At 60.4% G+C, this 24,159-nt stretch carries 37 protein-coding genes; 5 read left to right on the forward strand and 32 right to left on the reverse strand.

Features of this window, described 5'->3' with window-relative positions:
- Positions 1-52: 52 nt before the first annotated feature.
- Positions 53-421, reverse strand: coding sequence for a COG4315 family predicted lipoprotein (locus ACRARG_RS07180; RefSeq protein WP_432689307.1), 369 nt, complete (start codon positions 419-421; stop codon positions 53-55).
- A gap of 316 nt (positions 422-737) precedes the next feature.
- On the opposite strand from ACRARG_RS07180, the gene ACRARG_RS07185 reads away from it, so the two are divergent.
- Complete coding sequence (locus ACRARG_RS07185; protein WP_432689308.1) at positions 738-1,493, forward strand: vWA domain-containing protein; 756 nt, start codon at positions 738-740, stop codon at positions 1,491-1,493.
- 5 nt (positions 1,494-1,498) lie between these two features.
- Here ACRARG_RS07185 and ACRARG_RS07190 read toward each other — a convergent pair whose 3' ends face one another.
- The 13 genes from ACRARG_RS07190 to ACRARG_RS07250 all read right to left on the reverse strand — a co-directional run bounded on the left by ACRARG_RS07190 (position 1,499) and on the right by ACRARG_RS07250 (position 7,433).
- Positions 1,499-2,230, reverse strand: coding sequence for a gamma-glutamylcyclotransferase (locus ACRARG_RS07190; RefSeq protein WP_432689309.1), 732 nt, complete (start codon positions 2,228-2,230; stop codon positions 1,499-1,501).
- Between the two features lie 194 nt (positions 2,231-2,424).
- Complete coding sequence (gene rpmD / locus ACRARG_RS07195) at positions 2,425-2,610, reverse strand: 50S ribosomal protein L30 (protein WP_432689310.1); 186 nt, start codon at positions 2,608-2,610, stop codon at positions 2,425-2,427.
- A gap of 3 nt (positions 2,611-2,613) precedes the next feature.
- Positions 2,614-3,192 carry a 30S ribosomal protein S5 gene (rpsE, locus tag ACRARG_RS07200; protein WP_432689311.1) on the reverse strand — a complete coding sequence of 193 codons (579 nt, stop codon included), beginning with the start codon at positions 3,190-3,192 and terminating at the stop codon, positions 2,614-2,616.
- A 212-nt stretch (positions 3,193-3,404) separates the two neighbouring features.
- Positions 3,405-3,764, reverse strand: a complete 360-nt coding sequence (gene rplR, locus ACRARG_RS07205) for a 50S ribosomal protein L18 (protein ID WP_432689312.1) — start codon at positions 3,762-3,764, stop codon at positions 3,405-3,407.
- 11 nt (positions 3,765-3,775) lie between these two features.
- Entirely contained in the window at positions 3,776-4,309 is a 534-nt protein-coding gene (gene rplF, locus ACRARG_RS07210) for a 50S ribosomal protein L6 (protein WP_432689313.1), read from the reverse strand.
- An 11-nt stretch (positions 4,310-4,320) separates the two neighbouring features.
- Positions 4,321-4,713, reverse strand: a complete 393-nt coding sequence (gene rpsH, locus ACRARG_RS07215; RefSeq protein ID WP_432689314.1) for a 30S ribosomal protein S8 — start codon at positions 4,711-4,713, stop codon at positions 4,321-4,323.
- Between the two features lie 13 nt (positions 4,714-4,726).
- Complete coding sequence (rpsN, locus tag ACRARG_RS07220; protein WP_432689315.1) at positions 4,727-5,032, reverse strand: 30S ribosomal protein S14; 306 nt, start codon at positions 5,030-5,032, stop codon at positions 4,727-4,729.
- 17 nt (positions 5,033-5,049) lie between these two features.
- Entirely contained in the window at positions 5,050-5,613 is a 564-nt protein-coding gene (gene rplE / locus ACRARG_RS07225; protein ID WP_432689316.1) for a 50S ribosomal protein L5, read from the reverse strand.
- Complete coding sequence (gene rplX, locus ACRARG_RS07230) at positions 5,606-5,917, reverse strand: 50S ribosomal protein L24 (protein ID WP_432689317.1); 312 nt, start codon at positions 5,915-5,917, stop codon at positions 5,606-5,608. The genes rplE and rplX overlap by 8 nt, the downstream gene beginning before the upstream one ends.
- Positions 5,917-6,285 carry a 50S ribosomal protein L14 gene (rplN, locus tag ACRARG_RS07235; RefSeq protein ID WP_009805806.1) on the reverse strand — a complete coding sequence of 123 codons (369 nt, stop codon included), beginning with the start codon at positions 6,283-6,285 and terminating at the stop codon, positions 5,917-5,919. The genes rplX and rplN overlap by 1 nt, the downstream gene beginning before the upstream one ends.
- Positions 6,286-6,363: 78 nt before the next feature.
- Positions 6,364-6,594 (reverse strand): 30S ribosomal protein S17, encoded by a 231-nt coding sequence (gene rpsQ, locus ACRARG_RS07240; RefSeq protein WP_432689318.1) that lies wholly within the window; start codon positions 6,592-6,594, stop codon positions 6,364-6,366.
- Positions 6,595-6,606: 12 nt separating this feature from the next.
- A complete protein-coding gene (gene rpmC / locus ACRARG_RS07245; RefSeq protein ID WP_432689319.1) occupies positions 6,607-6,807 on the reverse strand; it encodes a 50S ribosomal protein L29 in 201 nt (66 codons plus the stop codon).
- Positions 6,808-6,980: 173 nt separating this feature from the next.
- A complete protein-coding gene (locus ACRARG_RS07250) occupies positions 6,981-7,433 on the reverse strand; it encodes a DUF3237 domain-containing protein (protein ID WP_432689320.1) in 453 nt (150 codons plus the stop codon).
- Positions 7,434-7,626: 193 nt separating this feature from the next.
- On the opposite strand from ACRARG_RS07250, the gene ACRARG_RS07255 reads away from it, so the two are divergent.
- Complete coding sequence (locus ACRARG_RS07255; protein WP_432689321.1) at positions 7,627-8,520, forward strand: IS1595 family transposase; 894 nt, start codon at positions 7,627-7,629, stop codon at positions 8,518-8,520.
- A gap of 120 nt (positions 8,521-8,640) precedes the next feature.
- Here the strand turns inward: ACRARG_RS07255 and ACRARG_RS07260 are convergent, their stop codons facing one another.
- The 3 genes from ACRARG_RS07260 to ACRARG_RS07270 all read right to left on the reverse strand — a co-directional run bounded on the left by ACRARG_RS07260 (position 8,641) and on the right by ACRARG_RS07270 (position 10,970).
- On the reverse strand, positions 8,641-9,150 hold the full coding sequence (locus ACRARG_RS07260; protein WP_432689322.1) for a DUF4411 family protein: 510 nt from the start codon (positions 9,148-9,150) through the stop codon (positions 8,641-8,643).
- Complete coding sequence (locus ACRARG_RS07265) at positions 9,147-10,334, reverse strand: ImmA/IrrE family metallo-endopeptidase (protein WP_432689323.1); 1,188 nt, start codon at positions 10,332-10,334, stop codon at positions 9,147-9,149. Before ACRARG_RS07265 ends, ACRARG_RS07260 begins: the two co-directional genes overlap by 4 nt.
- Positions 10,335-10,496: 162 nt before the next feature.
- Positions 10,497-10,970, reverse strand: coding sequence for an acyl-CoA thioesterase (locus ACRARG_RS07270; protein WP_432691331.1), 474 nt, complete (start codon positions 10,968-10,970; stop codon positions 10,497-10,499).
- A gap of 210 nt (positions 10,971-11,180) precedes the next feature.
- On the opposite strand from ACRARG_RS07270, the gene ACRARG_RS07275 reads away from it, so the two are divergent.
- Positions 11,181-11,825 (forward strand): MSMEG_1061 family FMN-dependent PPOX-type flavoprotein, encoded by a 645-nt coding sequence (locus tag ACRARG_RS07275; protein WP_432689324.1) that lies wholly within the window; start codon positions 11,181-11,183, stop codon positions 11,823-11,825.
- Positions 11,826-11,831: 6 nt separating this feature from the next.
- Here ACRARG_RS07275 and ACRARG_RS07280 read toward each other — a convergent pair whose 3' ends face one another.
- Entirely contained in the window at positions 11,832-12,452 is a 621-nt protein-coding gene (locus tag ACRARG_RS07280) for a TIGR02466 family protein (RefSeq protein ID WP_432689325.1), read from the reverse strand.
- Between the two features lie 154 nt (positions 12,453-12,606).
- Here ACRARG_RS07280 and ACRARG_RS07285 point away from each other — a divergent pair, with 154 nt between their 5' ends.
- Positions 12,607-13,086 carry a DUF995 domain-containing protein gene (locus tag ACRARG_RS07285; protein ID WP_432689327.1) on the forward strand — a complete coding sequence of 160 codons (480 nt, stop codon included), beginning with the start codon at positions 12,607-12,609 and terminating at the stop codon, positions 13,084-13,086.
- A 64-nt stretch (positions 13,087-13,150) separates the two neighbouring features.
- Here ACRARG_RS07285 and ACRARG_RS07290 read toward each other — a convergent pair whose 3' ends face one another.
- The gene (locus ACRARG_RS07290) at positions 13,151-13,537 is read right to left on the reverse strand and encodes a winged helix-turn-helix transcriptional regulator (protein ID WP_432689328.1); all 387 of its coding nucleotides are present in this window, start codon (positions 13,535-13,537) and stop codon (positions 13,151-13,153) included.
- Positions 13,538-13,618: 81 nt separating this feature from the next.
- Here ACRARG_RS07290 and ACRARG_RS07295 point away from each other — a divergent pair, with 81 nt between their 5' ends.
- Positions 13,619-14,458: an SDR family oxidoreductase gene (locus ACRARG_RS07295; RefSeq protein WP_432689330.1), complete on the forward strand. Its 840-nt coding sequence runs from the start codon at positions 13,619-13,621 to the stop codon at positions 14,456-14,458.
- A gap of 134 nt (positions 14,459-14,592) precedes the next feature.
- Here ACRARG_RS07295 and rplP read toward each other — a convergent pair whose 3' ends face one another.
- The 13 genes from rplP to rpsL form a co-directional block, all read right to left on the reverse strand.
- Complete coding sequence (rplP, locus tag ACRARG_RS07300) at positions 14,593-15,006, reverse strand: 50S ribosomal protein L16 (protein ID WP_432689331.1); 414 nt, start codon at positions 15,004-15,006, stop codon at positions 14,593-14,595.
- Between the two features lie 12 nt (positions 15,007-15,018).
- Positions 15,019-15,744, reverse strand: coding sequence for a 30S ribosomal protein S3 (gene rpsC / locus ACRARG_RS07305; protein WP_432689332.1), 726 nt, complete (start codon positions 15,742-15,744; stop codon positions 15,019-15,021).
- Positions 15,744-16,124 carry a 50S ribosomal protein L22 gene (rplV, locus tag ACRARG_RS07310; RefSeq protein ID WP_432689333.1) on the reverse strand — a complete coding sequence of 127 codons (381 nt, stop codon included), beginning with the start codon at positions 16,122-16,124 and terminating at the stop codon, positions 15,744-15,746. Before rplV ends, rpsC begins: the two co-directional genes overlap by 1 nt.
- A gap of 3 nt (positions 16,125-16,127) precedes the next feature.
- Entirely contained in the window at positions 16,128-16,406 is a 279-nt protein-coding gene (gene rpsS, locus ACRARG_RS07315) for a 30S ribosomal protein S19 (RefSeq protein ID WP_085628850.1), read from the reverse strand.
- Between the two features lie 3 nt (positions 16,407-16,409).
- Entirely contained in the window at positions 16,410-17,252 is an 843-nt protein-coding gene (gene rplB / locus ACRARG_RS07320) for a 50S ribosomal protein L2 (RefSeq protein WP_432689334.1), read from the reverse strand.
- Between the two features lie 316 nt (positions 17,253-17,568).
- On the reverse strand, positions 17,569-17,865 hold the full coding sequence (locus ACRARG_RS07325) for a 50S ribosomal protein L23 (protein ID WP_432689335.1): 297 nt from the start codon (positions 17,863-17,865) through the stop codon (positions 17,569-17,571).
- Positions 17,862-18,479, reverse strand: a complete 618-nt coding sequence (gene rplD, locus ACRARG_RS07330; protein WP_432689336.1) for a 50S ribosomal protein L4 — start codon at positions 18,477-18,479, stop codon at positions 17,862-17,864. The genes ACRARG_RS07325 and rplD overlap by 4 nt, the downstream gene beginning before the upstream one ends.
- A complete protein-coding gene (gene rplC / locus ACRARG_RS07335) occupies positions 18,476-19,342 on the reverse strand; it encodes a 50S ribosomal protein L3 (RefSeq protein ID WP_432689337.1) in 867 nt (288 codons plus the stop codon). Before rplC ends, rplD begins: the two co-directional genes overlap by 4 nt.
- Positions 19,343-19,356: 14 nt before the next feature.
- Entirely contained in the window at positions 19,357-19,665 is a 309-nt protein-coding gene (gene rpsJ, locus ACRARG_RS07340; protein ID WP_432689338.1) for a 30S ribosomal protein S10, read from the reverse strand.
- Between the two features lie 199 nt (positions 19,666-19,864).
- Complete coding sequence (tuf, locus tag ACRARG_RS07345; protein ID WP_432689339.1) at positions 19,865-21,040, reverse strand: elongation factor Tu; 1,176 nt, start codon at positions 21,038-21,040, stop codon at positions 19,865-19,867.
- 79 nt (positions 21,041-21,119) lie between these two features.
- On the reverse strand, positions 21,120-23,243 hold the full coding sequence (gene fusA / locus ACRARG_RS07350) for an elongation factor G (RefSeq protein ID WP_432689341.1): 2,124 nt from the start codon (positions 23,241-23,243) through the stop codon (positions 21,120-21,122).
- Positions 23,244-23,278: 35 nt separating this feature from the next.
- Positions 23,279-23,749 carry a 30S ribosomal protein S7 gene (gene rpsG, locus ACRARG_RS07355; protein ID WP_432689342.1) on the reverse strand — a complete coding sequence of 157 codons (471 nt, stop codon included), beginning with the start codon at positions 23,747-23,749 and terminating at the stop codon, positions 23,279-23,281.
- Positions 23,750-23,763: 14 nt separating this feature from the next.
- Positions 23,764-24,135, reverse strand: a complete 372-nt coding sequence (gene rpsL, locus ACRARG_RS07360) for a 30S ribosomal protein S12 (protein ID WP_008883423.1) — start codon at positions 24,133-24,135, stop codon at positions 23,764-23,766.
- Between the last annotated feature and the right edge of the window lie 24 nt (positions 24,136-24,159).

Below are 24,159 nucleotides of genomic sequence, written 5' to 3' on the forward strand. Positions count from 1 at the left end.
CCCCTCCGTCCGGGCGCGGCGGCTTGGCTCCGCCGCGCCCGATCCTCAGCCCTTACGGACGCGCAATATGCCAGACGCCGTTGACACCTTCGCCCGTCTGCTGGCCGGGCTTCATATCCTTGACCCAGAGATACAGCGGCTGATCCTTATAGGTCACCTGCATCGCCCCGTCCTTGCGCGTGGTGGTCGCATAGCCCGCCGGCAGCGATACCCCCTCGGCTGCGATCAGCGGCGGCCAGTTCTTGGCACACATGTCGTAGCAATTGGACTGACCGTCGGCATCCTTGTCGAACGTGTACAGCGTCATCTTGGCCACATCGACCAGATACAGCGCATCGCCCAGTTTCGCGGTCTGAACCAGCGCCCCCTGCTGATCCGCCAGAGCACCGGTTGCGGCAGCGGCCAGAACGGTCGCGGACATCATGATTTTGAACATTGTCTCTCTCACATCTTAACCGTCTGCCCATCGCAGACATGAGAGATACACCTCGCCGGGCCATCTATTCCCGCCATCGGAAAATAAATGCGACGGTCCGACCACCCTGCTGCCCGGGTCTTCCGCGCCATCACGTCACACAGGAGCTGTTCCAGCTCCGGAGCCTCGACATTCAGCGCATCCATCTCTTGGTTGCTCCGGGATTTTCGTGCTGGTCATCCAGTTTCATGTCGCCTCTCGCAGCGTTTTAAAGGCACCGGGCGGGCGGGCCACGCAAAAGCGTTGATCGACAAGGTGACCTATGGTCAACTTTACCATGATCCGCACCTCGCTCCTTTGCCTGGCCCTTGTCACGGCGAGCTTCCTGCCCGCCGCTGGCGGCCCTTCGGGCGAATGCGCGACCGACGCGATGCTCGTCTTCGACGGCTCCGGGTCCATGGTGGAATTCGGCTTCGACCCCCGCCAGATCACCCGCATCGCGGAGGCCCGTCAGGCCGTGGCCCGCGCCATGCCGCAGATCGCGCCCACCCGGCGCATCGGCCTGCTGATCTACGGGCCCAATGATGGCGACAGCTGCTCCGGCATCCACCTGCGCTTTCCGCCCCGGGCCGATGCGGCGGAGCCGGTCATCGCGGATGTCAACGGCATCTCCCCGGGCGGTCTGACGCCGCTTGCCGCATCGGTGCAGACGGCCGCGGATGTCCTGAACTACCACAAGAAACCCGGCGTCATCGTCGTGGTGACCGATGGCAACGAAACCTGCGGCGGCCGCCCCTGCGCGCTTGGCGCGACGCTGGCGGCCGAAGCGCGCGACCTCACCATCCATGTCATCGGCTTTCGCGCCATCGTCGATTTCTGGACCTGGGACAATCCGGAGCAGGAGATCAGCGCCGGCGATCAGTCGGTCGCCCGCTGCCTCGCCGACAGCACCGGCGGCATGTATGTCTCTGCCAATACGGTGCAGGAACTGGTCGATGCCCTGCAGGAGACGCTGGGCTGTCCGCTCTACGGGGCGCTGCCCTTCACCCGTCCGGAGGACGCCCGCCGGCGCGGCTGACCAGGTCATTCCGCCGCAGCTCTCCGCGCCATCACGTCACACAGGAGCTGTTCCAGCTCCGGATCCTCGACTTTCAGCGCATGGAACTGCCGCAGCATACCTTCGAGATATTCGAGGCTCGTGCCCAGCATCCCCTCCCCCTGCGAGATATATTCGACCTGCAGCGGATGCGGCAGATCGGTCTCGATCATCTCGGAACTCGGGTCGGCGACAAAGGCCACCACATTGACCGGGCCCTGCCGCGTCTCCGCCGGCGCCAGTACGGGCACATAGGCATGCGACATCATCTCCCGCCGCCAGAGCCGTTCCGTCTCCGCATCGGCAATCTCCGCCGGGATGCGGAAGGCCAGCCCCTCGCAGGCGTCGCCCTCGGCCAGACCGGCCATCAGCCCCGGCGCCTCCGCCGTCCCGCGCGCGCCACGGCGATCAACAAGGCACATGGAGCGCTTATAGCCGGGCAACCGCGTCCGTCGCACCTCGTCAAACAGGATCGCCGGGTCCCACATGAGCGAGCCATAGGCGAAGACCCAGACGTCGCCCTCCTGCCCGGCGAAGAACTGGTGCCGGATCGCCTCCCGCTCCTCATCCGTGCGGCGCCAGGGCTGCGGCACGCCCCGCTCTGCCATGCGCCGGTCAAGCTCCGTCAGGTCGAGATCGCGGAAAAAGCTCTCCGCCGGATCGCGGATCAGGCCGCGCAGGGCGGGATGGTGGCGGTAGGCTGAGTAGGGAATGGTCATGTCGGCTCCTCGGCTCATCTGTCAGATGTGCCCCTCCGCGCCGTAAAATGAAAGACCCGGGCGATCCGCAATCCTGCGCATTCGTGCCGGGTTCCTGACACTGCATGCACAGCCCCGACAGCAAAACGCCCCGGCCAAGTGGACCGGGGCGTTTGTCATTTTCCGAGGATCCGGATGGGATCCTGTCGCCTTTCTCAGGCCTTTTCTTCGATGATCTCGACCAGATGCGGGATCGACCGGACCATGCCGCGAACCGAAGGGGTATCTTCCAGTTCCCGGGTGCGGTGCATCTTGTTCAGGCCCAGGCCAACCAGCGTGGCGCGCTGCTTGGCGGGACGGCGGATCGGAGAGCCGATCTGTTTCACAACGATAGTAGCCATGGATTATGCCTCCTCGGCGACATGGCTGGACTCGGCCGGCGCGTCATCGCGCTTGGGCAGGATGTCAGCCACTTTCTTGCCACGACGCTGCGCCACCTGACGGGGCGAGGACTCTTTCTGGAGACCGTTCAGCGTGGCGCGGATCATGTTGTAGGGGTTCTGCGAGCCGATCGACTTGGCGACCACATCGTGAATGCCCAGCATTTCGAACACGGCGCGCATCGGACCACCGGCGATGATACCGGTACCATGCGGGGCGGTGCGCATGACGACACGACCGGCGCCATGACGGCCTTCCATGTCGTGGTGCAGCGTGCGGCCTTCGCGCAGCGGAACGCGGATCATCTGGCGCTTCGCCTGCTCGGTGGCTTTGCGAATGGCCTCGGGGACCTCTTTCGCTTTACCTTTGCCAAAGCCGACGCGGCCTTTCTGGTCGCCCACGACGACGAGCGCGGCAAAGCCGAAGCGCTTACCACCCTTGACGGTCTTGGACACACGGTTGATCGCGACAAGGCGATCTGCAAATTCGGGGGCTTCCTCGCGGTCGCGACGGTTGCCGCCCCGGTTGTCATCACGAGCCATGGGCTCTCCTTTTCATCGTGGGTCCTGTGCCAATCGGCGACCCGGTTGTGTCGATCCTTGGTGAAACCGCCCTGCGACGGCGTCCCGGATCATCGGGGCCGTTTGGCCCTCTGGCAGGATGGGTGGTATCACCCATCCTACGGGACGGACGATAAACACCATCGCCATCCCCTGAGACGCGGTAGGATGGGTGCTGTGCACCCATCGCCCCGTCAGATCTTCAGACCACCTTCACGCGCAGCGTCGGCCAGAGCCTTCACCTTGCCGTGGAAGAGGAAACCGCCGCGGTCGAAGTATGCTTCTTCCACACCGGCCGCCTTGGCCCGTTCGGCAATCGCCGCGCCGACCTTGGTTGCCGCGTCGATATTGTTCTTGCCGACAACGCCCAGGTCTTTCTCGAGCGAGGAAGCGGACGCAAGCGTCACGCCATTCACATCGTCGATCAGCTGGACGCTGATGTTCTTGTTCGAACGGTGAACCGAAAGACGAACGCGACCAGCGTTCACCTTGCGGAGTTTGTTCCGGACGCGCAGGCGGCGCTTCAGGAACAGCGAGCGTTTTGTCGTAGCCATCTGTTGCGTCCTTACTTCTTCTTGCCTTCCTTGCGGAAGATGAACTCACCCTTGTACTTGATCCCCTTGCCTTTGTAGGGCTCGGGACGGCGCCAGTCGCGGATGTTTGCCGCAACCTGACCCACGAGCTGCGGGTCGGAGCCTTCGATCACGATTTCGGTCTGCTTCGGGCAGGTGATGGTCACACCGGCCGGAATGTCGAAATCGACGTCATGCGAGTAGCCGAGGTTCAGCTTCAGGGTGTTGCCCTGAACAGCGGCGCGGTAACCCACACCGGTGATCTCGAGCTCTTTCTTGAAGCCGCCGGTCACACCCTGCACCATGTTCGCGACAACGGTACGGGACATGCCCCACTGCTGGCGCGCACGCTTGGAAGAGCCGCGCGGCGTGACGGTGATGACATTGTCGTCCTGCGCAATCGTCACATCGTCGGTGGCGGTGAAGCTGTGGGTGCCTTTCGGCCCCTTCACTTCCACGGTCTGGCCCGAGATCGTCGCGGTGACGCCCGAGGGCAGCTCGACCGGTTTTTTACCAATACGAGACATTTCAGACCTCCTTAGAAGACGGTGCAGAGAACTTCGCCGCCAACATTCTGGCTACGAGCTGCTGCATCCGACATCACGCCCTTGGACGTGGAGACAATCGACACACCGAGGCCCTGACGGACCTGCGGGACGTCCTTGACGCTCATGTAAACGCGACGGCCGGGCGTGGAAACACGCTTCAGCTCACGAATGACAGGGGCGCCTTCGTAGTATTTCAGGCTGATTTCGAGGGTGGGATGACCACGCTCGTCAGTGCCTTTTTCATAGCCGCGGATATAGCCTTCGTCCGCCAGCACATCCAGAACCCAAGCCCGCAGCTTGGACGCCGGGGTGGAGACAACGGATTTGCCGCGCAGCTGGCTGTTGCGGATACGGGTGAGCATATCGCCGATAGGATCGTTCATATCTCAGCCCTCCTTACCAGCTGGATTTCACGAGGCCGGGGACCTGGCCGTTGGAGCCGAGTTCCCGCAGCATGATCCGGGAGACCTTCAGCTTACGGTAGTAAGCATGGGGACGGCCGGTCAGCTGACAACGGTTGTGGAGACGGGTCGCGGAGGAATTGCGGGGCAGTTCCGCCAGCTTCAGGGTCGCGCGGAAACGCTCTTCCATCGGCTTGGACTCGTCGTTGATGATTTCTTTCAGAGCAGCACGCTTAGCGGCATACTTCTTGACCAGACGCTCGCGCTTTTTCTCGCGCTCGATCATGGATTTTTTAGCCATATCTCTGTCTCCCGCGATCAGCTGTTGAACGGCATGTTGAAGTGCTTCAACAGCGCCTTGGCTTCCGCATCGGTCTTCGCAGTGGTCGCGATCACGATGTCCATGCCCCAGACCTCATCGACCTTGTCGAAATTGATCTCGGGGAACACGATGTGCTCTTTCAGGCCCATGGCATAGTTGCCACGGCCGTCAAAGCTCTTGCCCGAGACGCCGCGGAAGTCGCGGATACGGGGCATTGCGATCGTGATCAGACGGTCGAGGAATTCGTACATCCGGTCAGCGCGCAGGGTCACTTTTGCACCCAGCGGCATTTCTTCACGGACGCGGAAACCAGCGATCGACTTTTTCGCGGTGGTGATCAGAGCTTTCTGGCCAGCGATCGTCGACAGGTCTTCCTGCGCCGATTTGGCTTTCTTGCTGTCTTTCACCGCTTCGGCACCACAGCCAATGTTCAGGACGATCTTGTCCAGACGCGGGATCTGCATGTCGTTGGTATAGCCGAATTCCTCCTTCAGCGCGGCACGGATGCTGTCGCGGTAGGCGGATTTCAGACGCGGGGTGTAGTTTGCGGTATCAAGCATCGATCACGTCCCCCGTGGTCTTGGCGAAACGGACTTTCTTGTCGCCTTCCATGCGGAAGCCAACGCGGGTCGGTTTGCCGTTTGCATCGACGAGCGCCAGGTTCGACAGCTCGATCGGCAGCGCCTTCGGCAGCCGGCCACCCTGCTGGGTCTGGGACTGACGGGTGTGGCGGATGGCCATGTTGATGCCTTCGACAACGGCTTTGCCGTCCTGCGGCAGAACCTGGGTGATCTCCCCGGTCTTGCCTTTGTCTTTGCCGGCAATCACGATGACCTTGTCACCCTTGCGGAGTTTCGCAGCCATTACAGCACCTCCGGAGCGAGCGAGATGATCTTCATGAAGTTCTTGGCACGCAGCTCACGCACAACCGGCCCGAAGATACGGGTGCCGACCGGCTCACCTGCGTTGTTCAGGATGACGGCGGCGTTGCGGTCGAAGCGGATGGAGGTACCATCTTCACGACGGACTTCCTTGGCGGTGCGAACGACGACGGCCTTACGGACGTCACCCTTTTTCACACGGCCGCGCGGAATGGCTTCTTTCACCGAAACAACGATGATGTCGCCAACCGACGCATAACGGCGGTGCGAACCGCCGAGGACCTTGATGCACTGAACCCGGCGAGCACCGGAGTTGTCAGCGACATCCAGATTGGTCTGCATCTGGATCATTTGGTTTCTCCCGACCTTTGGGGGGGCGTGCAGTATGCCCTTTTCCCCAGGGTTTCGATTAAGCTGTTAAGCTGCCGCTTACGCGACGATCACTTCCCAGCGCTTGGTCTTCGATTTCGGCGCGCATTCCTGAATGCGGACCTCGTCACCTTTCTTGAAGGTGTTCTGCTCATCGTGAGCCCGGTACTTCTTGGACTTACGGATGGTCTTTTTCAGAACCGGGTGCGTGAAGCGGCGTTCCACCGACACGGTGACGGTCTGGGCGTTGGCATCGGAGGTCACGACGCCGGAAAGAATACGTTTGGGCATCTGGGTCTTCCCTTATTCAGCAGCCGCAGCGGCTTTTTGGTTCAGCACGGTCAGGACGCGGGCGGCCTCGCGGCGCGCGGCACGCATACGTGCGGGGTTCTCCAGTTGGCCGGTGGCCTGCTGAAAGCGCAGGTTGAACTGCTCTTTCTTCAGCTCGGTCAGCTGCTCCCGCAGCTGATCGGGGGTCTTGTCGCGAAGCTCTTGCGCGCTCATGAAACATTCCTTTTTTCAACATCACCGGAGGGCCCTGACCGCGGTTGCGGCGGGTCACCCTGATTCCGGTGGAGTCATGATGAGCGCGCCGTATAGGCGGGATTCCCTTTTGTGGCAAGCCCTCAGGCTGGGTTTTCTCATCCTTCGCCCGCCGTGGACGGAACACGGACACATCAGTAGGGATAGACGTGGTAGTGGATCGCATCATCGAACCGCAGCCCGATAGCAAAACACGTCATATCACAGAGCCAGCGCAACGACGGCGCGCCTGTGTCGAAGGTCGGAGTAACACGGAAAAAATGTTGCGCCCGCGCGGCTTCGGGGATCGACGTCAACAGCGCCCGCCCGACGGCATCGAGGTCGGCAATCGACTCATAGGACATCAGGATATCGGCACTGGCCTCGGTCCGCAGTTTGACCCGCACATCCATTGTCACCGAGCCGTCTTTGACACTGACCCAGTCGCCCACCACCGGCATAACAACGCCGCGAAGGCCGCTGCCCTGAAACTCCCCGCCCCGCACATTGTAGATCATGCGGATTTCGCCCGTCCCTCCGGAGATCTGCTTGGCAGGTCCCATGTCCAAGCGCATCGTAAGAACCGGGCGCGGCAGTGTGTCAGACATATGTATTCTTTTTCTTATCGTCTGACCGCGCGTGGCGGTCCGTTCTTCCGGTCATAGGCAGACCCGGCACGTCACCGGATCCGACACCACCTCCCTATCTGCCCCCTAACCGGAAAAATCGTCGGTGACGATAGGCAATATTGTAGGGGTGTATCCCCTTGACGCAAGTAGTCCATGATCCTATATTGAGGTCATGGAAAAGAGTAAGTCAGCCACCCCAGATTTCAGCGTCCGCGAATTCTTCAAGCGCTTCCCGGATGATGAAGCCTGCCTTGAGCACATCTTCAATGTCCGCTTTGGCGACAAGCATGTGTGCAGAGCCTGTGGCGTTGAAAGCACCTTCCACCGCATGAGTAGCCGCCGTGCGTGGGCCTGCGCGGCTTGCGGGGATCATGTGTATCCCACCGCTGACACCATCTTTCAAGACACCCGGACGCCGCTCCAGGTGTGGTTTTATGCGATCTATCTGTTTGTCACGACCCGTCATGGCGTTTCCGGTAAGGAACTCCAGCGCCAACTTGGTGTCACGTACAAGACCGCATGGCGGATTGGCCATAAAATCCGGGAGCAAATGGACAAGCACGACCTCAAGGCGATGCTGCAAGGTCATGTCGAGATTGACGAAGCCTATGTTGGCGGGAAGCGTCCCGGCAAACGTGGACGTGGCGCTGCTGGTAAGACCATTGTTATGGGCTTCAAACAGCGTGGTGGGCGTCTCGTGACCGAGATTATCCCTGACGTGAAGCTGAATACCCTGCGAGATGAAACTCTAAAGACTGTTGAGGCCGGTTCGACCGTCTCGACCGACGAGCTCTATAGCTATCGTTTACTGAAAGAGCACGGCTATTCGCACGTCGCGGTCAAGCATGGGGCGAAAGAGTGGGCTGTGTATGATGCTGACACCGATACGCTTCACCATACGAACCACGTCGAAAGCTTCTGGCGTCACTTCAAGCACTCGATCCGTGGCACCCACGTTTCGATCAGTCAGCGGCACATGCGAAAGTATCTGGACGAATTCACTTTCCGCGCGAACCATCGCGGCGAGGTGAACCTGATGTTTGATCGTCTTGTGGCGGCGTTTTGATCACTGTCGCGGCTGCTTCATCAAACTCCGCCGCGCAGATCGGGCCGACGCCGCGCGCCTCTTCTTGGGCGATGTAGTCGTCTAGACGATCTTCGTTCAAAGCCTGCATCAAGGACATATTCATCCGCTGATCCCCTCTTTTCGGCAAAGCTGAGTGAAGTTGAAGTGCTGTACGTGGACCACCTTACACAGATCCGGTATTCGCAATTTGGTTTGGCTAGGCTGCCCCATGTTGGGGGCCTCCATGCTGACCACGGGAAGTTCAAGCGTGTGAGCAAGCGCAACAATGGATAAGTCATTTAGTCCAATCGTGTTTTTGCGATTGCCGTTGTATTCAGATATGTACGGCTTGAATCGAGTCCGCCATGCGTTGTTGGTGGCGATGTAGGACGCCCAATTCCAACTACCCTCACCCTCCACAAAGCAGCATGAACCGTTGCAATTGTTGAGTGCAGCGCCCACGGCCCCCTGGATGGAACTCATCTCAGCAGCAATTTCCATATTCCAACAGAATAAATGTGCGTCAATCTTCGAAACTACGCTTGGCCACAGCGTCTTGTGAATGTCCTCTGGCATGTCCATTAGAGGATTGGAAAAGCCGGACGTATCGAGGCAGTACTTGTGGGTCAAAATCCATAGTCCTCGCGGATGTCCTTGAGGTGCTCGAAGTTCTTGATACCCATGTACTCAGCTGCGTTATGGGCGGTAACATACCCGCCACTCCAAGCAGTCATCACAAGTCCAGTGTAATAGCGGCCCTTAGCGTTGACGTATCTTTTTCCATAATATGGAGGGCGTCCGAAAGATTTGTGATCTTCCTCTTCTCTAAGAAAGATTGGACGCATTGTTTTCCAATAGAATTGCGGCTGCACATAGCCTAGCCCAATAAGCCTAATGAGCATTGCGTGGCGGCTCATAGCAAACATCTCAGCAAGGTCGCCAAGAACGACTGTGTCAATTCGATCCAGTGGCTTGGAGGGTTTTTCTATGGCCCGTTCTATGGAATCTTTGGGTGCAAGAAATGCCGAAGCAAATCTGTTGCACCAATCTTCAATTGCCTTGTGGCCCGATTTGCCGCCAAGACGGGGCTGGCCGCTTATGCCGCTTGATCCAAGTAGCACGTGCCCCAGTTCGTGGGCTAGGGTGAACGCCTGCGCGCCCGGAGATTCATTCCCATAGACAATTACAGGAAGCGGCTCGGCAAATAGACAAATCCCTCTCGCACCAAGCTTGGTAATCCCACTTTGCTTGAGCACCAGCACTCCCATGCCTTCTATCTTATCGCGAAGGATTTCCGGGAATGTGTATCTAAGTGATTTCTTGATCTGGAGCTGATCCTCAATAGTGAGGCCCATTGCTTCCCGGCTGATTTCCGCAGCAATTTCAACGTCTGCGTCAAGGCTAAACCGGAGGTTTTTAGAGAAAATGGGTGGCTGATCACCAAGTTCTTGGATAATCGCAAGAGCGTTCAGCCTTTGCTCTTCTGCCCATTCCTGCACGGCAACCATTGACCGTTTTTCCTTTGGTCCCGGCGCGCCTTTTCCCTTGAAGGTCCTGTAGTCAGGCACAAGCACTACTTCGGAGAGCTCCGGTATCTTGTCAGAGAAAAATTCTAGGAAATGTCGATCGTAGGCAGCCGCCAGCATCCTGCCTTGTCGCGCTGTAGGCTTGGACTCCCCGGCCTCCCAGTCAACCACCTTCTGAGCAGCGACATTGATCTTTTTCGCGACTTCTTCCACTGCCATGCCGGTACGAACACGCGCCCATTCAAGGACGCGTCGATTGTACGGAAGCTGGGCGTCGGCTGCACTCATGCTGTCAAGGTAGTTTTACTTGTACTTCAAAGCTAGACCTACGGCGTCAAGTCGCCGTCTAAGAGCGGCATATTTGAATCACTTGCGTCAAGGGGATACACCCCATATTGTATCGGGAAGTTAGGTTATCTGTGGCGACACCAGATGCGAATTCGCGCCAGATTAACCTTTCGCCGCCTTGGCCATTTCTTCAGCCACCTGCTTGCGAAGGGTTTTGCGCAGCTGGGCGGCGCGGTTGCGCTTCTCCTCGACCTCCGTCAGGATCTGCAGCTCCGGCACTTCGGCAGGCTTACCGTCCTCATCCACGGCAACCATGGTGAAGTAACACGAATTGGTATGCCGGCTTTTGCCCGACCGGATCTCCTGCGCTTCCACCCGGATACCCACCTCCATCGAGGTGCGACCGGCGTGGTTCACCGAAGCACGGAAAGTCACCAGCTCGCCCACATTGATCGGCTCTTTGAACGTCACCTGATCGACCGACAGTGTGACCGCATAGCGTTTGGAAAAGCGTGACGCGCAGGAAAAGGCCACGCGGTCCAGCAGGTTCAGCAGCGCACCGCCATGAACCTTGCCACTGAAATTGGCCATATCCGGCGTCATCAGGACGGTCATTTCTAGCGATCGGGGGTCCAAGCTCATCTCCTGCGGCTGGTGTTTCGTCCCTGATGCCGCATCCGCCACGCTACGGCCAGTCAGAATGAACCCGGCGGCGCCAATAGCTTAAGGCTGCGCAATCTCTCTGCACCGACGTCCAAAGAAACAGCCAAATTCAAATACCTGGCAAAATGATCGCCTCCGGCCGCCCCTCTCGTGCATACTTTTGCCAAACAGAGAGGTCGCCCCATGTCCCAAACTGTCTTTGGCCGCCCCGTCGACCGACACTTCGACACCGTTGAGGCCCTGCGGGAAGAATACCGCATGCCCTCTGAATTCGTCCGGGACAAGGAGATCGACCATATCGACGATCTCGCCCGCCGCTTCATCGCCGCCTCACCACTGGCGATCCTGACCACGCGGCGGCCGGATGGCAGCCTCGACGTGACGCCCCGTGGCGACCCGCCGGGCTTCATTCAGGTGCTGGACGACAAGACGCTGGCCCTGCCCGACCGGCCCGGCAATTACCGGATGGATGCCCATGAGAACGTGATGCGCACGGGCCATATCGGCCTTCTGTTCCTGATCCCCGGCCATGGCGACACCCTCCGCGTACGGGGCCATGGCGCGGTGGTGCGGGACGCCCCCCTGTCTAAACAGCTTGCCGTCAATGGCCGTCCGGCGGGGCTGGTCACGCTGATCCGGGTCGACCAGGTCCTCTCCCATTGCCCCAAGGCCTTCATCCGCTCCCGCGCCTGGCAGCCGGAGCACTGGCCGGACACTTCGGACGTGCCGACCTTGGCAGAGATGATGAAGGTGCATTCCCAGCTCGCCCATTCTCTGGAAGAGCTGGACGATCTCATTCATACGTCCAACACGGATCAGCTCTACTGAGCCCGGTCATTCCCACTTGTAGTTGAAGCTGACGGAAATCCGGTCGTCCTCGCTCAGGTTCATCGGCACCTCATGGCGCAGCCAGCTTTCCCAGAGCAGCACCTCCCCGACTTCGGGCGCAACATAGATGAAGGGCTTCAGCTCTTCCCGCGCGCCTTTGCGGCGGGTGGGCGCGGCCATCATCATCGGCAGGCGCGGGTCCTCCAGCTTCAGGGCGGAGGCACCGTCGGGCATGGCCACATAGGTCGTGCCGGAGATCACCGAATGCGGGTGAATATGGCTGGAATGGGTCCCCCCTTCGGGCAGGATATTGATCCAGAGATCCTCCAGAACCAGCCCCCGGTCGCCGAGATCAAACTCGCACATCTCTGCAAACGCCGCGACATGGGCATCCAGCGCCTTGACCACATCGGCAAAGATCGGGAACCGCCAGGGCAGATCGGTCAGCGAGGCATAGGAGGTATAGCCCGGATAGCCGTTCGCCTCACACCATTCCTGCCCGGCCTCGTCATCCTCCGCGATTGAATAGCAGGACGACTCCAGCTCATCAGCATCCACACCGGGCCCGTGTTCGTTCAGCCGGGCACGATAGAGTTGGGTGGCAAAAAGCGATTTCAGCTCGGACATGGGCAGCCTCGTCAGCACAGATGATGTCTTCCGACGGCATAGAGCACAGAGCCCTCATTGGCGAGGGGAGCCGCCGTGCCACGGCATTGTTGACCTAACGTCAACAAGCCGGTCTACTAAAAGGCATTGTCGCATTTAATCAGTGGAGGACATCGTGAATTTTACAAAGATTACAGCAACGGCCTGCCTCATCGCCGCCACGGCCACATCTCCGGCCCTGTCTGAAGCAAAGCCCAAAGGCTCGACGAAAACCCCACCGCAGGAGATCATCCAACTTCTCGCCGGCAAAACGGCAACCTGGAAAAATGGCGGGACGGCCTATTACGGACCGTCCGGCGAATACCTCGGGACGGGCGAAAGCAAGGAATGGGTCGGGGTTGGCAAATGGTATGTCACGACAGCCAGCCGCATGTGCAATGAAACCGTCTGGACCGGCCCGAAAGACGGCAAAATCACTTCCGTCAAACACGAAGCCTGCAAGGACTATGTCACTGTGCCGGACGGCACGGTCTGGATGATGTGGAGCGGTAACAAGGGCCACTGGTACCCGCAATCGCAAGACGCGCAAAAGGTGTCCAAAGGCAATACTCAGAAATCGCTGATCAACAAACTGCGGAAGAAATACGGGGTGTAACAGGCCCGTGATCGCGCCCGGCCCCGGATCGGGCCGGCGCACGCATTAAATTGAGGGCGGCGGGCTATTCCGCCGCCACATCCCAATGCTGCGCGATCTGCGGCAGGCTCGTCTCGATCCAGTCGGCAAGCAGGCGGACCTTTTCCGCCGCCTCAACGCCCAGCGGCGTCAGCCGGTATTCGACATGCGGCGGCACCACGTCATATTCGATCCGCTCCACCAGCCCGTCGCCTTCCAGCCATTTCAGCGTCTGCGCCAGCATCCGTTCGCTGACGCCCCCCACACGGCGGCGCAGGGCGCTGAACCGCAATGTCTCCATCTCCAGCGCGATCAGGACCAGCACGCCCCAGCGGCTGGTCACATGTTTCAGAACGTCCCTTGAGGGACAGTTCGCGGACAGCAGATCGCCCTTCCGCAGCTTTTCCGACAGGGTCATGGCAGGTTTTTCCATACTTACATTTCTGTGCGTACTTACTTTTTGTAAGCTCACTTCGTACATCACCCCCAGTCGCAAATCAAAAGGAAATTCGACATGACATTCGCCGTGACAGGGGCCACCGGACAGCTGGGCCGCCTCGTGATCTCCAAACTGAAAGCGCAGGGTGCGGAGGTGATCGCCCTCGCCCGCTCTCCCGAAAAGGCTGCTGATCTGGGCGTGGAGACGCGCGCCTTCGACTATGACCAGCCCGCAACGCTGGCCCCTGCCCTCGCCGGCGTCGACACGCTGCTGATGATCTCGGCCAGCGAAATTGGCAAACGCGTGCCGCAGCACAAGGCGGTGATCGACGCGGCCAAGGCGGCGGGCGTCGGCCATATCGTCTATACCAGCGTCCTGCATGCCGACACTTCTGAACTGTCCCTCGCCGGCGAACATCGGGAGACGGAAGCCATGCTCGCCGCCTCCGGCCTGACGGTCACCCTGCTCCGCAATGGCTGGTATACGGAGAATTACGCGGCCTCGATCCCCTCCGCACTGGAACATGGCGCCTTTGTCGGCAGCGCCGGCGATGGCCTGATCTCCTCAGCCGCACGCGAAGATTATGCGGATGCCGCCGTTGTCGTGCTGGCCGGCAAGGCCGAGGCCGGAAAGACCTATGAGCTGGCCGGCGACACGGCCTACACCCTGACCGACCTCGCGGCGGAGCTGTCGAAGCAGAGCGGCAAAGACATCCCCTATGCCGACATGCCCGAAGCCGCCTATGCAGAGGTGCTGACGGGCGCCGGTTTCCCCGCCCCGATGGCCCAGGCATTCGCGGGCTTCGATACGGCCGCGAAGAACGGCGCACTGTATGAAAACGGCAAGGCGCTCTCGGCCCTGATCGGCCGCCCGACGACGCCACTGTCGGAAACCGTCAAGGCGACAATCGCCTGATCCCCTCCCCCAGGCACCAAAAGAAAAAAACCCCCGCTGGCGACAGCGGGGGTTTCTTTATCTCTGACCGGGTGGCGGCCCGACATGTGCCGGGGCACATGTCCACACCGCCGAGCGACAAACAAGTTTGTCGCTTACCAGTCTTCGCGGACCACGACGCGCGTCTTGATCGGCAGCTTCATAGCAGCCAGACGCAGCGCTTCGCGGGCGATGTCCTCGGACACACCGTCCAGTTCGAACATCACGCGGCCCGGCTTGACCTTGCAAGCCCAGTAATCGACGGAGCCTTTACCTTTACCCATACGGACTTCGGTCGGCTTCGAGGTCACCGGCACATCCGGGAAAATCCGGATCCAGACACGGCCCTGACGCTTCATGTGACGCGTCATGGCACGACGTGCGGCTTCGATCTGGCGCGCGGTGACGCGCTCCGGCTGGGTCGCCTTCAGGCCAAAGGTCCCGAAGTTCAGGTCGGAGCCGCCTTTGGCTTCGCCCTTGATCCGGCCTTTGAACTGCTTGCGGAACTTAGTGCGTTTCGGTTGAAGCATATCCCTTACTCCTTACCGGTCGCGGTCGCGGCGGTTGCCACCACCGGCGCCACGGGGTGCGGGACCATCCTGGAGTTCCTGGGCCTTGCGATCGCGGGCCTGGGGATCATGCTCCATGATCTCGCCTTTGAAGATCCACACCTTGATACCGATGATCCCGTAGGGGGTCATTGCTTCGGACAGGGCGTAGTCGATGTCGGCGCGCAGCGTGTGCAGCGGCACACGGCCTTCGCGGTACCATTCGGTCCGTGCGATTTCCGCGCCACCCAGACGGCCAGCCACGTTCACCCGGATACCCAGGGCGCCCATGCGCATGGCGTTCTGCACGGCCCGCTTCATCGCGCGGCGGAAGGACACCCGGCGCTCGAGCTGCTGGGCGATGGACTCGCCGACCAGAGCAGCGTCCAGTTCCGGCTTGCGGACTTCGACGATGTTCAGGTGCAGTTCGCTGTCGGTCATCTTGGCCAGCTTGCCGCGGAGAACTTCGATATCCGCGCCTTTCTTGCCGATGATGACACCCGGACGGGCGGTGTGAATGGTTACACGGCACTTCTTGTGCGGGCGCTCGATGATGATGCGCGCCACACCGGCCTGCTTGCACTCTTCCTTGATGAACTCACGGATTTTGACGTCTTCCAGAAGAAGATCACCGAAATCCTTGGTATCGGCGTACCAGCGGCTGTCCCAGGTGCGGTTCACCTGCAGGCGCATGCCGATCGGATTGACTTTCTGACCCATTAGGCTTGCTCCTCGATCTGACGCACCTTGATGGTGATTTCCGAGAACGGTTTCATGATCTTGCCATAACGGCCACGGGCACGCGGACGGCCACGTTTCATGATCAGGTTCTTGCCCACATAGGCCTCTGCGACGATCAGTTCATCAACGTCGAGGTTGTGGTTGTTCTCAGCATTCGCGATGGCGGACTGAAGGCATTTCTTCACATCCTCTGCGATCCGCTTTTTCGAGAAGGTCAGGTCCGTCAGGGCCTTGTCCACCTTCTTGCCACGGATCATCGCGGCGACCAGGTTCAGTTTCTGCGGGGACGTGCGAAGCATGCGCAGTTTTGCCATTGCTTCGTTATCGGCCACGCGGCGGGGGTTCTTTTCCTTGCCCATGACTTACTTCCGCTTCGCTTTTTTGTCGGCAGCATGCCCGTAGTAGGTACGGGTCGGCGAATATTCACCGAACTTCTGGCCGATCATGTCCTCGGTCACGTTCACCGGAACGTGCTTCTGGCCGTTGTAGACGCCAAACGTCAGACCCACGAACTGGGGCAGGATCGTCGAACGACGGGACCAGATTTTGATCACTTCATTGCGCCCGGATTCGCGCGATGCTTCGGCTTTCTTCAGCACGTAAGCATCGACAAAGGGGCCTTTCCAAACAGAGCGAGACATAAATTAGCGCCCTTTCTTCTTGGCGTGCCGGGAGCGGACGATAAGCCGCGAGGACGCTTTGTTCTTGTCACGGGTGCGTGCACCCTTGGTCGGCTTGCCCCAGGGCGTGACGGGGTGACGACCACCCGAAGTCCGGCCTTCACCACCACCATGGGGGTGATCGATCGGGTTCATCACGACGCCGCGGACGCTCGGGCGGATGCCCTTGTGGCGGTTGCGGCCGGCTTTACCGATGTTCTGGTTGCTATTGTCCGGGTTGGACACGGCACCGACGGTTGCCATGCATTCCTGGCGGACCAGACGCAGTTCCCCCGAAGACAGGCGGATCTGGGCGTAGCCACCGTCACGGCCGACGAACTGGGCATAGGTGCCCGCGGCGCGTGCGATCTGGCCACCCTTGCCGGGCTTCAGCTCGATATTGTGAACGATAGTACCGATCGGCATGCCGGAGAAGGGCATAGCATTGCCCGGCTTGATGTCGACCTTGGTGCCCGCGACGACAGAGTCGCCAACTGCGAGACGCTGGGGAGCAAGGATATAGGCCTGCTCGCCATCTTCATACTTGATCAGCGCGATGAATGCGGTCCGGTTCGGGTCATATTCGATCCGCTCGACGGTTGCCGCCATGTCGAACTTGGTGCGCTTGAAATCGACGATCCGATAGAGGCGTTTCGCCCCGCCGCCCTTGCGGCGCATCGTAATCCGTCCGGTGTTGTTCCGGCCGCCATTTTTCGTCAGACCCTCGGTGAGGGCTTTGACGGGGCGTCCTTTCCAGAGCTCCGAACGGTCGATCAGCACCAGCCCGCGCTGGCCCGGCGTCGTCGGCTTATACGACTTGAGTGCCATGCTTTCTGTCTTCCGTTTAGCTGTGCGGCGCCTGCTGTGGCAGGAACCGCTATGTAGGATGGGTGCTTGCACCCATCGTGGTTATAGGGCCCCGAAGGTCCCCGGTTTATCGTGTCCGCAATCAATAACGAAGCCCCGGACGAATCCGGGGCTTTGCGGATGGGCTCGTTTAGAACCAGTTCGGCCTCAGGTCAACCCCGCTCTGGCATCTTGCGCAACAGGGTCCAACCTCAATGAAAAAAGGCCCCCGCAATCGCGAGGACCTTTCGAAATCACGAGGCCGGATGCCAGGCACCCTGCCCCGCCAATTCTCCGATCAGAGGCCGGTCGACACGTCGATCGTGTTACCCTCTTCGAGGGTCACATAGGCCTTCTTCACGGTGTTGCGCTTGCCGAGGATGCCCCGGAACCGCTTGACCTTGCCTTTGGTGACGGTCGTGTTCACGGCCTTCACCTTCACACCAAAGAGCGCCTCAACAGCTTCTTTGATCTGCGGCTTGTTCGCATCCGGCGCCACTTCGAAAACAACGGCATTGGCTTCAGAGGCCATGGTTGCCTTCTCGGTGATGACCGGCTTGCGGATCACGTCGTAATGTTCTGCCTTCGCGCTCATTTCAGTCGAGCCTCCAGTGCTTCGACACCCGCCTTCGTGATCACCAGGGTGTCACGCTTCAGGATGTCATAGACATTGGCGCCGATCGAGGGCAGCACGTCCAGCCCGGCGATGTTCGCCGCGGCCTTGGCAAAGCCTTCGTTGACGGCGGCGCCGTCGATGATGAGGGCACGCTTCCAGCCCAGTGCCTTGACCTGTTTGGCCAGGGCGCCGGTCTTGCCGTCGGACTCCGCCGTATCGATGATGACCAGCGAGCCTTCCTTCGCCTTGGCCGACAGCGCATGCATCAGGCCAAGTTTGCGGAATTTCTTCGGCAGGTCATGCTCGTGCGAGCGGGGCGTCGGGCCCTTGTAGATACCACCCTTGCGGAAGATCGGTGCCTTGCGGGACCCGTGGCGTGCGCCGCCGGTGCCCTTCTGGCGATAGATCTTCTTGGTCGAGTAGGACACTTCCGACCGACCAAGGGTCGAATGGGTGCCCTGCTGCTGACGCGCACGCTGCCAACGGACAACGCGGTGCAGGATGTCGGCACGGGGCTCCAGGCCGAAGATCTCGTCGCTGAGATCGACGGAATCGGCCGCGGAGCCGTCCAGTTTGATCACGTCGAGTTTCATTCCTCGCCTTCCTTCTTCTCTGCGTCGCCGCCCTCGGCCTTGTCGGCCTCGATATCGGCTTCGGCGGCTTTCAGAGCTTCAGCTTCCTGGGCTGCCTGCTCTTCTGCCAGACGCTTGGCTTCTGCTTCGGCCTCTGCGGCGGCTGCGGCTGCAGCTTCCTCGGCGGCTTTGGCAGCTTCTTCAGCGGCGGATTTCAGAGCGGCGGGCAGGATCGCATTCTCGGGGAACGGCTTTTTGACCGCATCCTTGACGGTGACCCAGCCACCTTTGGAGCCGGGAACCGCGCCCTTGATCATGATCAGGCCACGTTCGCTGTCGGTCTTGACGACCTGCAGGTTCTGCGTGGTGACACGGACGGCACCCATATGGCCTGCCATCTTCTTGCCCTTGAACACCTTGCCCGGGTCCTGACACTGACCGGTCGAGCCATGCGACCGGTGAGAGATCGAGACACCGTGCGAAGCCCGAAGACCACCGAAGTTGTGGCGCTTCATGGCACCGGCAAAACCCTTACCGATCGAGGTGCCGCAGACATCGACGAACTGACCTTCGAAATAGTGGTCGGCGGTGATTTCCTCGCCCACATTGATCAGGTTCTCGGGGTCCACGCGGAATTCCGCGATCTTGCGCTTGGGTTCAACCGAGGCAGCGGCGAAATGGCCGCGCATCGCCTTGGAGGTGCGTTTGGCTTTGGCCGTGCCGGCGCCCAGCTGGACGGCGGTGTAGCCATGTGCATCGGCGGTCCGCTGTGCAACGACCTGCAGCTTGTCCAGCTGAAGAACGGTCACGGGGATCTGCTTGCCGTCTTCCATGAAGAGACGGGTCATGCCGACTTTCTTTGCGATGATACCGGAACGGAGCATCTCAGATCCCTCCCTTACACCTTGATCTCGACATCCACGCCGGCGGCGAGGTCGAGCTTCATCAGCGCGTCCACCGTCTGCGGGGTCGGATCCACGATGTCGAGCAGACGCTTATGCGTGCGGATCTCGAACTGATCGCGGGATTTCTTGTCGACGTGAGGGCCACGGAGAACCGTGAACTTCTCGATCTTGTTCGGCAGCGGGATCGGACCACGGACGGTGGCGCCGGTGCGCTTTGCCGTGCTCACGATTTCCTGCGTGGAAGCATCCAGGACGCGATAGTCGAATGCTTTCAGCCGGATACGGATTGTTTGACCAGACATGTCAATTCAGCCTTTTTCGGCGTTTGAGTTGAGAGGAGGAAGCCGGACCACCCGGCCCCCTCGTCGAACCCTTATTGTTTAGAGCGCCGTCTCCGGCGCTCCGGTTCTATTCCGGATGGGTGAGATCACCCATCCTACCGCACCGTTCCCGGCGCTGTGTCAGCGTGTAGGATGGGTGCTCGGCACCCATCTCCCGAGATCACTCGAGGATTTTCGACACGACGCCAGACCCCACGGTCCGGCCGCCTTCGCGGATGGCGAAACGCAGCGATTCTTCCATCGCGATCGGCGCGATCAGCTCAACCGTGAACTTCAGGTTGTCGCCGGGCATCACCATTTCGGTGCCCTCGGGCAGCTGAACCGTGCCGGTCACATCCGTCGTACGGAAGTAGAACTGCGGGCGGTAGTTCGCGAAGAACGGCGTGTGACGGCCACCTTCATCCTTCGTCAGGATGTAGGCTTCGGCTTCGAACTTCGTGTGCGGCTTCACCGAACCCGGCTTACACAGAACCTGACCACGCTCGACCTGCTCGCGGTCGATGCCGCGCAGCAGCGCGCCGATATTGTCGCCGGCTTCACCACGATCCAGCAGCTTGCGGAACATTTCCACACCGGTGCAGGTCGTCTTCTGCGTGTCCTTGATGCCGACGATTTCAAGCTCGTCGCCAACGTTCACCACGCCACGCTCGACACGGCCGGTCACAACCGTGCCGCGGCCGGAGATCGAGAACACGTCTTCGATCGGCATCAGGAACGGCTGGTCAACGGCACGGGCCGGCTGCGGGATGTACTCGTCGACAGCCGCCATCAGCTCACGGATCTTGGTCTCGCCGATCGCGTCGTCACGGCCTTCCAGAGCGGCCAGGGCGGACCCTGCCACGATCGGAATATCGTCGCCCGGATAGTCGTACTCGCTCAGCAGTTCGCGGACTTCCATCTCGACCAGTTCCAGCAGCTCTTCGTCATCCACCTGGTCGACCTTGTTCAGGAAGACGACCATGGCGGGAATGCCGACCTGACGACCCAGCAGGATGTGCTCGCGGGTCTGCGGCATCGGGCCGTCAGCTGCGTTCACAACCAGGATCGCGCCGTCCATCTGCGCCGCACCGGTGATCATGTTCTTGACGTAGTCGGCGTGGCCGGGGCAGTCGACATGCGCATAGTGACGGTTGTCCGTCTCGTATTCCACATGTGCGGTCGAGATCGTGATCCCGCGCGCCTTCTCTTCCGGGGCACCGTCGATCTGGTCGTAGGCCTGGAATTCACCGAAGAATTTCGTGATCGCCGCCGTCAGCGTCGTCTTGCCGTGGTCAACGTGACCGATCGTGCCGATGTTGCAGTGCGGCTTGCCGCGCTCAAACTTTTGCTTTGCCATGGTTCAATTCCCTTTTTCTTTCCGATGGGTGCCAGCACCCATCCTACGGTTTGGGGCGGGCGGCCGCGCCGCCCCGCCGTTATGCGTATTTCGACTGGATCTCGTCGGAGATGTTCTGCGGCACCGGATCGTAATGCGAGAACTGCATCGTAAACTGCGCCCGGCCCGAAGACATGGACCGCAGAGTGTTGATGTAGCCGAACATATTGGCCAGCGGCACGTTCGCGTCGATCGCGATCGCATTACCGCGGTTCTCCTGACCGGAGACCTGGCCACGACGGGAGGTCAGGTCACCGATGATGCCGCCGGTATATTCTTCCGGGGTGATCACTTCGACCTTCATGATCGGTTCCAGCAGCTTCGCGCCGGCCTTCTTCATGCCTTCCCGCATGCCCATACGAGCCGCGATTTCGAACGCGAGAACCGAGGAGTCCACGTCGTGGAACTTGCCGTCGACCAGCGCAACCTTGAAGTCGATCACCGGGAAGCCTGCGAGAGGACCGGAGTCCATGACCGACTTGATGCCCTTTTCGACGCCGGGGATGTATTCCTTCGGCACGGCGCCGCCGACGATACGGGATTCGAAGGAATAGCCTTCGCCCGGCTCTGTCGGGGTGATGATGAGCTTGACCTCTGCGAACTGACCGGACCCACCCGACTGTTTCTTGTGGGTGTAGGTGTGCTCCACCTCTTTGGAGATCGTCTCACGGTATGCCACCTGCGGCGCACCGATGTTCGCCTCAACCTTGAACTCGCGCTTCATGCGGTCGACGAGGATGTCGAGGTGAAGTTCGCCCATGCCCTTCATGATGGTCTGACCGGACTCGAGGTCGGTTTCCACGCGGAAGGACGGGTCTTCGGCTGCCAGACGGGCCAGCGCCTGGGACATCTTCTCCTGGTCGCCTTTGGTCTTCGGCTCGACGGCGATCTCGATCACCGGCTCGGGGAAGGTCATCGTTTCGAGAACGACGGGCTCTTTTTCCGAGCAGAGCGTGTCACCCGTGGTCGTGTCTTTCAGACCGGCCAGCGCGATGATGTCGCCTGCGAAGGCTTCCTCGATCTCCTCACGGTTGTTGGAGTGCATCATCATCATACGACCGATGCGCTCTTTCTTGCCCTTGGTGGAGTTCAGGATCGAGTCGCCCTTCTTCAGCACGCCGGAATAGAGGCGGGTGAAGGTCAGGGAGCCGACGAACGGGTCGTTCATGATTTTGAACGCGAGGCCCGCAAAGGCCATGTTGTCGTCCGCACGGCGCGCGATGTTCCGCTCTTCGTTTTCGTCGCCCGGCTTGAAGCCCATGTAATCGACCACGTCCAGCGGGCTGGGCAGGTAGTCGATCACGGCGTTCAGCAGCGGCTGCACACCTTTGTTCTTGAACGCGGAGCCGCCCAGAACCGGCACGAAATGCAGTGCCAGCGTGCCCTTGCGGAGCAGCTTGCGCAGCGTGTCGATATCGGGCTCTTCGCCTTCGAGATAGGCCATCATCGCGTCGTCGTCTTCTTCGACGGCCGCTTCGATCATCTTGCCGCGCCACTCATCAGCCTGCGCCTTGAGGGAGTCGCGGATCGGCTCTTTGGACCAGGACGCGCCCAGATCTTCGCCTTTCCAGACCCACTCTTCCATGGTGACCAGATCGATCAGGCCTTCCAGCTCGTTCTCTGCACCGATGGGCAGGGCAACGGGAACGGCACGCGCACCGGTACGGTCCTCGACCATCTTCACACAGTTGAAGAAGTCGGCGCCGATCTTGTCCATCTTGTTGACGAAGACGATCCGCGGAACCTTGTAGCGGTCAGCCTGACGCCACACGGTTTCGGTCTGCGGCTCAACACCGGCGTTTGCGTCCAGAACGCAGACGGCACCGTCGAGCACGGCCAGCGAACGTTCGACTTCGATGGTGAAGTCGACGTGGCCGGGAGTGTCGATGATGTTCATCCGGTACTTGGTGTCGGAGGTGCCGTCAGCGGTCGGCTCTTCCTGGCGCTGCCAGAAAGTCGTCGTTGCGGCGGACGTGATCGTGATGCCACGCTCCTGCTCCTGCTCCATCCAGTCCATGGTGGCGGCGCCATCATGCACTTCGCCGATGTTGTGCGACTTGCCGGTGTAGAACAGGATCCGTTCCGAGCAAGTGGTCTTGCCGGCGTCGATATGCGCCATGATACCGAAGTTCCGGTACCGCTGGAGGGGATAGTCGCGTGCCATGATATGCAGCCTTTGGTCGAGGAATTAGAGAAGGATTACCAGCGGTAGTGGCTGAATGCCTTGTTCGCATCGGCCATCTTGTGCGTGTCTTCACGCTTTTTGACGGCAGAACCACGCGAGTTCACGGCATCCAGAAGTTCACCCGCCAGGCGCTCTTCCATGGTGTTTTCATTGCGGGCGCGGGAGGCGTTGATCAGCCAGCGGATGGCCAGCGCTTCACGACGCTCGGGGCGCACTTCGACCGGAACCTGGTAGGTTGCACCACCAACCCGGCGGGAGCGAACCTCGACCGACGGTTTGATGTTGTCGAGCGCTTCGTGGAAGATCTCGACCGGTGCGCGCTTGACCTTGGCTTCGACCCGGTCGAGGGCATTGTAGATGATCCGTTCGGCGACGGATTTCTTACCGTCAACCATCAGGTTGTTCATGAACTTCGTCAGAACCCGGTCACCATATTTGGCGTCGGGCAGGATTTCGCGTTTTTCAGCGGCGTGACGGCGGGACATCTCTCAGATTCCTCTTATTTCGGGCGCTTCGCGCCGTACTTCGAACGACGCTGCTTACGGTCTTTGACGCCCTGGGTATCCAGCACGCCGCGGAGAATGTGGTAACGGACGCCCGGAAGGTCTTTCACACGGCCGCCACGGATCAGGACCACGGAGTGCTCCTGAAGGTTGTGGCTTTCGCCCGGGATGTAGCTGATGACTTCAAAGCCGTTGGTCAGACGCACCTTGGCCACTTTCCGCATAGCCGAGTTCGGCTTCTTCGGGGTGGTGGTGTAGACCCGGGTGCAGACGCCGCGTTTCTGCGGGCACTGTTCCAGGTGCTGGGATTTGGAGCGTTTTACTTTGGGCTGCCGGGGTTTCCGGATCAGCTGTTGGATCGTTGGCATCGGGCGTTGGTCCCCATCTCTCAC

The sequence above is a fragment of the Pseudooceanicola profundi genome, assembly GCF_050897955.1.
Classification (GTDB): Bacteria; Pseudomonadota; Alphaproteobacteria; order Rhodobacterales; family Rhodobacteraceae; genus Pseudooceanicola.

Excerpts from the sequence above, each read along its gene's own strand:
- rpsG (WP_432689342.1), bottom strand. The coding sequence starts at position 23,749 with ATGTCCCGCCGTCACGCCGCTGAAAAACGCGAAATCCTGCCCGACGCC.
- ACRARG_RS07255 (WP_432689321.1), top strand. The coding sequence starts at position 7,627 with ATGGAAAAGAGTAAGTCAGCCACCCCAGATTTCAGCGTCCGCGAATTC.
- rpsL (WP_008883423.1), bottom strand. The coding sequence starts at position 24,135 with ATGCCAACGATCCAACAGCTGATCCGGAAACCCCGGCAGCCCAAAGTA.
- ACRARG_RS07325 (WP_432689335.1), bottom strand. The coding sequence starts at position 17,865 with ATGAGCGCGAAGGCAGAACATTACGACGTGATCCGCAAGCCGGTCATC.
- ACRARG_RS07290 (WP_432689328.1), bottom strand. The coding sequence starts at position 13,537 with ATGGAAAAACCTGCCATGACCCTGTCGGAAAAGCTGCGGAAGGGCGAT.
- rpmD (WP_432689310.1), bottom strand. The coding sequence starts at position 2,610 with ATGGCTACTATCGTTGTGAAACAGATCGGCTCTCCGATCCGCCGTCCC.
- rpmC (WP_432689319.1), bottom strand. The coding sequence starts at position 6,807 with ATGAGCGCGCAAGAGCTTCGCGACAAGACCCCCGATCAGCTGCGGGAG.
- rplN (WP_009805806.1), bottom strand. The coding sequence starts at position 6,285 with ATGATCCAGATGCAGACCAATCTGGATGTCGCTGACAACTCCGGTGCT.
- rplV (WP_432689333.1), bottom strand. The coding sequence starts at position 16,124 with ATGGGCAAGGAAAAGAACCCCCGCCGCGTGGCCGATAACGAAGCAATG.
- ACRARG_RS07250 (WP_432689320.1), bottom strand. The coding sequence starts at position 7,433 with ATGTCTGACACACTGCCGCGCCCGGTTCTTACGATGCGCTTGGACATG.
- rpsN (WP_432689315.1), bottom strand. The coding sequence starts at position 5,032 with ATGGCTAAAAAATCCATGATCGAGCGCGAGAAAAAGCGCGAGCGTCTG.
- rplB (WP_432689334.1), bottom strand. The coding sequence starts at position 17,252 with ATGGCACTCAAGTCGTATAAGCCGACGACGCCGGGCCAGCGCGGGCTG.
- ACRARG_RS07280 (WP_432689325.1), bottom strand. The coding sequence starts at position 12,452 with ATGTCCGAGCTGAAATCGCTTTTTGCCACCCAACTCTATCGTGCCCGG.
- rplP (WP_432689331.1), bottom strand. The coding sequence starts at position 15,006 with ATGCTTCAACCGAAACGCACTAAGTTCCGCAAGCAGTTCAAAGGCCGG.
- ACRARG_RS07190 (WP_432689309.1), bottom strand. The coding sequence starts at position 2,230 with ATGACCATTCCCTACTCAGCCTACCGCCACCATCCCGCCCTGCGCGGC.
- rplF (WP_432689313.1), bottom strand. The coding sequence starts at position 4,309 with ATGTCTCGTATTGGTAAAAAACCGGTCGAGCTGCCCTCGGGCGTCACC.
- rplX (WP_432689317.1), bottom strand. The coding sequence starts at position 5,917 with ATGGCTGCGAAACTCCGCAAGGGTGACAAGGTCATCGTGATTGCCGGC.
- tuf (WP_432689339.1), bottom strand. The coding sequence starts at position 21,040 with ATGGCAAAGCAAAAGTTTGAGCGCGGCAAGCCGCACTGCAACATCGGC.
- fusA (WP_432689341.1), bottom strand. The coding sequence starts at position 23,243 with ATGGCACGCGACTATCCCCTCCAGCGGTACCGGAACTTCGGTATCATG.
- rpsE (WP_432689311.1), bottom strand. The coding sequence starts at position 3,192 with ATGGCTCGTGATGACAACCGGGGCGGCAACCGTCGCGACCGCGAGGAA.
- rpsJ (WP_432689338.1), bottom strand. The coding sequence starts at position 19,665 with ATGTCTGGTCAAACAATCCGTATCCGGCTGAAAGCATTCGACTATCGC.
- rpsQ (WP_432689318.1), bottom strand. The coding sequence starts at position 6,594 with ATGCCCAAACGTATTCTTTCCGGCGTCGTGACCTCCGATGCCAACGCC.
- ACRARG_RS07185 (WP_432689308.1), top strand. The coding sequence starts at position 738 with ATGGTCAACTTTACCATGATCCGCACCTCGCTCCTTTGCCTGGCCCTT.
- ACRARG_RS07295 (WP_432689330.1), top strand. The coding sequence starts at position 13,619 with ATGACATTCGCCGTGACAGGGGCCACCGGACAGCTGGGCCGCCTCGTG.
- ACRARG_RS07265 (WP_432689323.1), bottom strand. The coding sequence starts at position 10,334 with ATGAGTGCAGCCGACGCCCAGCTTCCGTACAATCGACGCGTCCTTGAA.
- rpsC (WP_432689332.1), bottom strand. The coding sequence starts at position 15,744 with ATGGGTCAGAAAGTCAATCCGATCGGCATGCGCCTGCAGGTGAACCGC.
- ACRARG_RS07275 (WP_432689324.1), top strand. The coding sequence starts at position 11,181 with ATGTCCCAAACTGTCTTTGGCCGCCCCGTCGACCGACACTTCGACACC.
- rplD (WP_432689336.1), bottom strand. The coding sequence starts at position 18,479 with ATGAAACTCGACGTGATCAAACTGGACGGCTCCGCGGCCGATTCCGTC.
- rplE (WP_432689316.1), bottom strand. The coding sequence starts at position 5,613 with ATGCTTGATACCGCAAACTACACCCCGCGTCTGAAATCCGCCTACCGC.
- rpsS (WP_085628850.1), bottom strand. The coding sequence starts at position 16,406 with ATGTCTCGCTCTGTTTGGAAAGGCCCCTTTGTCGATGCTTACGTGCTG.
- ACRARG_RS07180 (WP_432689307.1), bottom strand. The coding sequence starts at position 421 with ATGTCCGCGACCGTTCTGGCCGCTGCCGCAACCGGTGCTCTGGCGGAT.
- rpsH (WP_432689314.1), bottom strand. The coding sequence starts at position 4,713 with ATGAACGATCCTATCGGCGATATGCTCACCCGTATCCGCAACAGCCAG.
- rplC (WP_432689337.1), bottom strand. The coding sequence starts at position 19,342 with ATGCTCCGTTCCGGTATCATCGCAAAGAAAGTCGGCATGACCCGTCTC.
- rplR (WP_432689312.1), bottom strand. The coding sequence starts at position 3,764 with ATGGCTACGACAAAACGCTCGCTGTTCCTGAAGCGCCGCCTGCGCGTC.